Below are 5,807 nucleotides of genomic sequence, written 5' to 3'. Positions count from 1 at the left end.
CTGATCGGCCGTCCTGAGCGATCCTGTGGCCGCCGGTGTACGTCACCGAACAGTGACGTACAGGCCGGCCGCCTCCCAGGCCGATATAGGTGGCAGTTGACACTGTGCCATCTGCCACCTAGGATGGTGGCACAGGCGGAAAGGACGCCTGCCACCACCACCAAGAGGGTCGCCACCATGAACGTCACGATCTACACACGAGTCTCGACTGACGAGCAGGCCGCCACCGGCCTCGGCCTCGCCGCACAGGTCGCCGCCTGTGAGGCCTTCGCCGCCAAGGCCGGCCACACCATCACCGGCCTGCACACTGACGCCGGGATCAGCGGCGCGGCCGGGATCGAGGATCGGCCGGGCCTCATGGCCGCCATCGCCGGCCTGCGGCGCGGTGACGCCATCGTGATCGCCAAGCGATGCCGCCTCGGCCGGGATCAGATGGCCATCCTGATGATCGAGAAGGCGGTGAGCCGCAAGGGTGCCACCATCCTGTCGGCCGATGGCATCGGCAACGCCGACGATCCGGCGAGCCAGTTCATGAAGAACGTGATCGACGCCGCCAGCGTCTACGAGCGCGGCTTGATCCGCAGCCGCACCAAGGCCGCCTTGGCCGCCAAGCGTCGGGCCGGTGAGTTGGCCGGTGAGGTACCTTTCGGTTGGGTGGCAGATGCCACCGGCCGCCTGATCGAGCAGGCCGACGAACAGGCCATCCTGCGGATCATCGGTGAGCTGCGGTCGGCCGGCGTCAGCCTGCGGCAGATCGCCACGATCCTCACCGAGGCCGGCCACCGCACCAAGAAAGGCAACGCAACGTGGAGCCACACCACAGTGAAAAGCATCCTCGATCGCGCCGCCGCCTTGGCGGCCTGATCGACGAGCTGGTGGCCGCCGCCGGCCGCCTCACCGACGATCAGCGTGATCGTCTGATCCGCCACCTACAGGAACAAACCGATGGCCAAGGCCAAGAAAACCAGAGCACAGGTTATGAGCGAAGGACTCGCGTTGGTGAACATGAGTCGCCTTCAGCGAGGTCAGGAGCCTTTGACGCCTCAACAGTGGGCGGACAAGAACAGGCCAAGGAAACCCACCGAGAAGGCAGTCATGGACGCACTCACCCGCAAGGTGAAGGCCATCGAGGCCGGCGATCATCGCGCCGCACCTAGGGTGCGAGCACCAAACGTGCCGAAACCGAGCACGAAGAAACCGCAGATGATCGACGCCGCCTTGAAGGCCGCAGTGCGGAAGTCAGGCCGCAGCTACTACGATCTCGGCCAGGCGGCCGGCATCGCACCATCGGTGATCCTGCGGTTCATGAGCGACGATCCACAGGCCGGCCGCGGCGGTGATATGCGCTTGTCCACCGCCGCAAAGCTTGCCGCTGAACTTGGTCTGGTGATGCAACCGGCACCGTGATCTTCGCCTCGAAACGGCGGCCAAGATCGTGATATCGAGTAGGCGCGGGAGTTGCCGTCGGGCCTGCCGAACGCCACTTCGTTTACATTGTCATCGAAGTCGGGCCGTTTCCCCTGGTGTTTCATCGCCTCCCGGAACGCGGCGAGCGCCTTCGGGTCGTCCCGGATCACGGCCTCGACCTTCGATGGGTCAGCGTTGGTGGATGAGTTCCTGCATTTTGTCACTCACGGTATATTCAGTGTTGCCGTGGTGGCGCAGTGTCACTTCGGAGAAGGATCGCATGAGCGTGCAACCTCGGATCGCACCGCTACTCTCGGACTCGTTACGGGCCGCCGTCCTCACCGATGGCCGGCCGTTGCGTCAGATCGCCGCACAGGCCTCGGTGCCTGTGTCCTCGATCTCCCGGTTCACTCGCCGTGAACGTGGCCTTTCGTGCCATGCCATGGATCGAGTCGCCGGTGTCCTCGGCGTGCAACTGCGGCCGGCGTCACGATCACCGTGATCTGAAAACGACAACGGCCGGCGAGGATCACTCCTCACCGGCCGGTGCGTTGTTCAAGTCGAACGCCGGTTTCCCGACGATCACCTTTCCTTGGTTGCCACTGGCAAAGGGGCACCCGAAGGATAGGCGGCGGCAGGGCCGGCGTGCAACTAGAAAGTTTGCACGCATGATCGCCTCAAGTTCCTCGGCCGTTTCGGCCGTTGAGTCCCGTCCCGGCCGTTCTGCCACCACCGCCTCCCGAACCGGCTGGGCATTTCAACCGCTGCCGAACTTGAACCGAGAAACACGGCAGGCCGTTGGCAAGGCCAGGTGCGGCTGGACGTTCACCACGATCTGCACCGAACTCGGATATGCGTGCCACAAGCGCCGCGCCACCTGGGATCAGCAGCGCCTTGGGATCGGCCTTCGAGCCTTGGCTAGAGAGTCAGGTCAGGACGTTCGTAAGGTACGTCGTGACTGCGCCGCCTTGGCGAAACTAGGCCTGGTGGTGATCCACCGGCCGAAGGTTCTGCACACGGCCGATCCGACGACGGGCAAGATCACCACCAAGTCAAAAGGCCGGTGCGAAAACACGGTGATCTACCTGACGATCACCGAGGCCGTCCTGCGGCCGGCATGGGTCAACCGTGGCACCATTGGTGGCACTACCGTGGCACCACCAACCGCCGCCTGTAAGGGCCACGGTGGCACCACAGTCATAGAACAAAAACAAACAAAACAAACAGAGAACACGCCGGACGGCGGTGCCGATGGAGTCGGCACGCCGCCGGCGGCAGAGGCCGGCCTGACGGCCGGCGAGGCACCCGCCTCGATCCTGCCGGTGAACGCCGGCCGAGACGAACCCGACGTACCCGCCGGCCGTATCCTGCCGTCTCAAGGCACAGCTTCGCCGACAAGGCAGCGGCACCTCGGCCAGGAGGAACGCCGATCAGCCGCAGAGGCCTCTGAGGCGTGGCACAGGCGTGATCCGCAGCAGGAGGCGGCAAGGCGGGAGTACCTGGAGGCGAAGGCCAGGAAGGCCGCCATGGGGCCGCAGTCGGCCGATCACCCACCAAGGCAGCAGGACGTCGAGGCCGCCAAGGCTGAGTTCCTGGCCGCCTTGGCGGTGACGTAGGCGGCCTCGATCTGCCGAACGCCTGTCTCGTATAAACCACTCGGCCTGCACGACGTGCGCCGCCGCAGGTTTTCGCATGGGGGGTAGGTGCGATCTGCCGAACGCCTGCGTCGGCGAAACCGACTCGGCCTGCGTCGTGTGCGCGTGGCCGAAATTGCGTGATCGGCACAGGGTTCCTTCGCCGGCCGTCGTCGCCGGCGTCCCTGCCTGCGAACGTGCCACCACCGGCGACTGCCGCACGAAACGTCAGGCGGCCTCTTCGGGAACATTGTTCCCTAAGTCACTGCGTCAGGCGGCCTCGGCGGCCTGCCGCCGCACGGCCTCGAGCGCGGCCACCAAGGCCGCCTCGACGGTGACTCCGGCCTTCACGCCTTTGACGTTCAAGGCGATCTCCACCACGGCACCGGCCACCTTCAGACGCACCGGCCGAGGCACCTTCACGGCCTTGGGTCTCCTCCTGGCCGCCGCCTTTCGGATCGTCGCCGGCGTGACGCCTTCGGCCTCACCGGCGGCCTCGGCCACCACCACCCGGATCGTGTCGGCGTCCATGCCGACGAGCGGCCGGATGGCACGTTCGGACATTTCAGGAACCGCGGTTCCCGTTTTCTCCGAGAACGCCTGTAGAGCGTCTTGAACACCGGCAAAACTCACGAGTTGATCCGCACGGCGGCGCGTGATTTTGAACCTCGTTTCGACGTACTGATCCCATGACGCCGCCGTGTCCCGGTAGAGTTGCCGGGTGCGGATCGCCGCCAAGGCCTTCCCGGCCTCGATCACCGTCAGGGTGGCCGACACGCCGGCCTCGACGGTGGCCTCCAGGCGGTGCAGCTGCACCCTCTCGGTCTCGGTCAACGTGTTCATGGCGGTGTCCTTGGTGAACCAACCCATGACGATCTGATCGTCCTGGCCGGCCGCGCCGCCGCAGGCCTCGGCCACCTCGATCCGGCCGCGCCGCCGGTGCCGAACGTGCCGCCACCACCACCGGCACCACCGGCACCACCGGCCGGCACCCTGATCGGCCGTCCTGAGCGATCCTGTGGCCGCCGTTCTGGCACCCGAGGCCTCCCGGCACCCTGATCGGCCTGATCGAGCCGGTTTCCTAGTGTCGCGCCCGGGCGGGCGGGGAGCCGGGATCGAGGCCGCCGGTGTACGTCACCGAACCGTGACGTACAGGCCGGCCGCCGTCCTGGCCGATACCCTGTATGCCGGTTGACACAGTGTGCCAACCGGCATAGGATACTGGCACAGGTGAAAGGACGCCTGGCACACCACCAACCAAGGACAAGGACAAAACCATGAACGTCACGATCTACACTCGAGTCTCCACCACCGATCAGGCCGAGTCGGGCCTCGGCCTCGCCGCACAGGTCGCCGCCTGCGAGGCCTTCGCCGCCAAGGCCGGCCACACCGTCACCGGCCTGCACACTGACGCCGGGATCAGCGGCGCGGCCGGGATCGAGGATCGGCCGGGACTCATGGCCGCCGTCGCCGGCCTGCGTCGTGGTGACGCCTTGGTGATCGGCAAGCGGTGCCGCCTCGGCCGTGACGCCTTCGTGATCGCCGTGATCGAGCGTGCAGTGAGTCGCAAAGGTGCCGTGATCCTCTCGGCCGATGGTGTTGGCAACGGTGACGATCCTGCCGCCGTGTTTATGAAGAACGTCGTGAACGCCGCAGGCGAGTTTGAGCGCGGCCTGATCCGCAGCCGCACCCGCGCCGCCTTGGCCGCCAAGCGTGCCGCCGGCCGCCTCACCGGCGAAGTGCCGTTCGGGTGGACGGCCGACGTCGAGGGCCGCCTGATCGAGCACGCCGACGAGCAGGCGATCCTGCGTGTGATCCACGAACTGCGTGACGCCGGCGTTAGCCTGCGGCGGATCGCCTCGATCCTCACCGAGTCAGGACACGCCACAAAGAAAGGCCGCGCCGCATGGACGCACACCACCGTGAAGTCGATCCTCGATCGCGCCGCCGCCTTGGCGGCCTGATCGACGAGCTGCGGCACCTGGCCGCCGCACTCACCGACGATCAGCGTGATCGTCTGAACCACCACCTTGAGGATCTGATCCATGCCGAAGAAACCAACCGACAAGGCGATCATGGACGCACTCACCAAGAGGGTAAAGGCGATCACCGAGGGATCGGCCATGCCGAAGGCGGCGCGTGTGCAACGCCTCGACGTAGCACTACGTCAGACGATCAGAGCGTCGGGCCTGACGCACTACGCATTGGCAAAGGCCGCCGGCGTGCAGGCGAGTCAGATCGACAGGTTCATGATGCCTGCCGACGATCCACGGCACCGTGATCTTCGCCTCGAAACGGCGGCCAAGATCGCCGCAGTTCTAGGCCTTTCGATCAGCGTTGGTGGATGAGTTCCTGCATTTTGTCACTCACGGTATATTCAGTGTCGCCGTGGTGGCACAGTGTCACTTCGGAGAAGGATCGCATGAGCGTGCAACCTCGGATCGCACCGCTACTCTCGGACTCGTTACGGGCCGCCGTCCTCACCGATGGCCGGCCGTTGCGTCAGATCGCCGCACAGGCCTCGGTGCCTGTGTCCTCGATCTCCCGGTTCACTCGCCGTGAACGTGGCCTTTCGTGCCATGCCATGGATCGAGTCGCCGGTGTCCTCGGCGTGCAACTGCGGCCGGCGTCACGATCACCGTGATCTGAAAACGACAACGGCCGGCGAGGATCACTCCTCACCGGCCGGTGCGTTGTTCAAGTCGAACGCCGGTTTCCCGACGATCACCTTTCCTTGGTTGCCACTGGCAAAGGGGCACCCGAAGG

The 5,807-nt window shown here is 65.8% G+C and carries 6 protein-coding genes; 5 read left to right on the top strand and 1 reads right to left on the bottom strand.

The features are described from left to right. Positions 1-123 precede the first annotated feature (123 nt). From FJ309_16980 to FJ309_16970, 3 genes are all read left to right on the top strand, one after another. Positions 124-864 carry a resolvase gene (locus FJ309_16980; protein MBM3956268.1) on the top strand — a complete coding sequence of 247 codons (741 nt, stop codon included), beginning with the start codon at positions 124-126 and terminating at the stop codon, positions 862-864. Positions 865-945: 81 nt separating this feature from the next. Then, complete coding sequence (locus FJ309_16975) at positions 946-1,407, top strand: hypothetical protein (GenBank protein ID MBM3956267.1); 462 nt, start codon at positions 946-948, stop codon at positions 1,405-1,407. Positions 1,408-1,823: 416 nt separating this feature from the next. Then, entirely contained in the window at positions 1,824-3,023 is a 1,200-nt protein-coding gene (locus FJ309_16970; GenBank protein ID MBM3956266.1) for a hypothetical protein, read from the top strand. Positions 3,024-3,311: 288 nt separating this feature from the next. On the opposite strand, the gene FJ309_16965 is transcribed toward FJ309_16970, so the two are convergent. Further along, positions 3,312-3,959, bottom strand: a complete 648-nt coding sequence (locus tag FJ309_16965) for a hypothetical protein (protein MBM3956265.1) — start codon at positions 3,957-3,959, stop codon at positions 3,312-3,314. Between the two features lie 359 nt (positions 3,960-4,318). Between FJ309_16965 and FJ309_16960 the strand changes: the two genes are divergently transcribed. Beyond that, positions 4,319-5,005, top strand: a complete 687-nt coding sequence (locus tag FJ309_16960) for a resolvase (GenBank protein MBM3956264.1) — start codon at positions 4,319-4,321, stop codon at positions 5,003-5,005. 81 nt (positions 5,006-5,086) lie between these two features. Further along, complete coding sequence (locus FJ309_16955) at positions 5,087-5,389, top strand: hypothetical protein (protein ID MBM3956263.1); 303 nt, start codon at positions 5,087-5,089, stop codon at positions 5,387-5,389. Positions 5,390-5,807: the final 418 nt, after the last annotated feature.

The organism is Planctomycetota bacterium (genome assembly GCA_016872555.1).
In the GTDB taxonomy this organism is placed as follows: domain Bacteria; phylum Planctomycetota; class Planctomycetia; order Pirellulales; family UBA1268; genus F1-20-MAGs016.
Note: the sequence above shows the minus strand (reverse complement) of the source record. Positions and strands in the feature narration are given on the sequence as shown.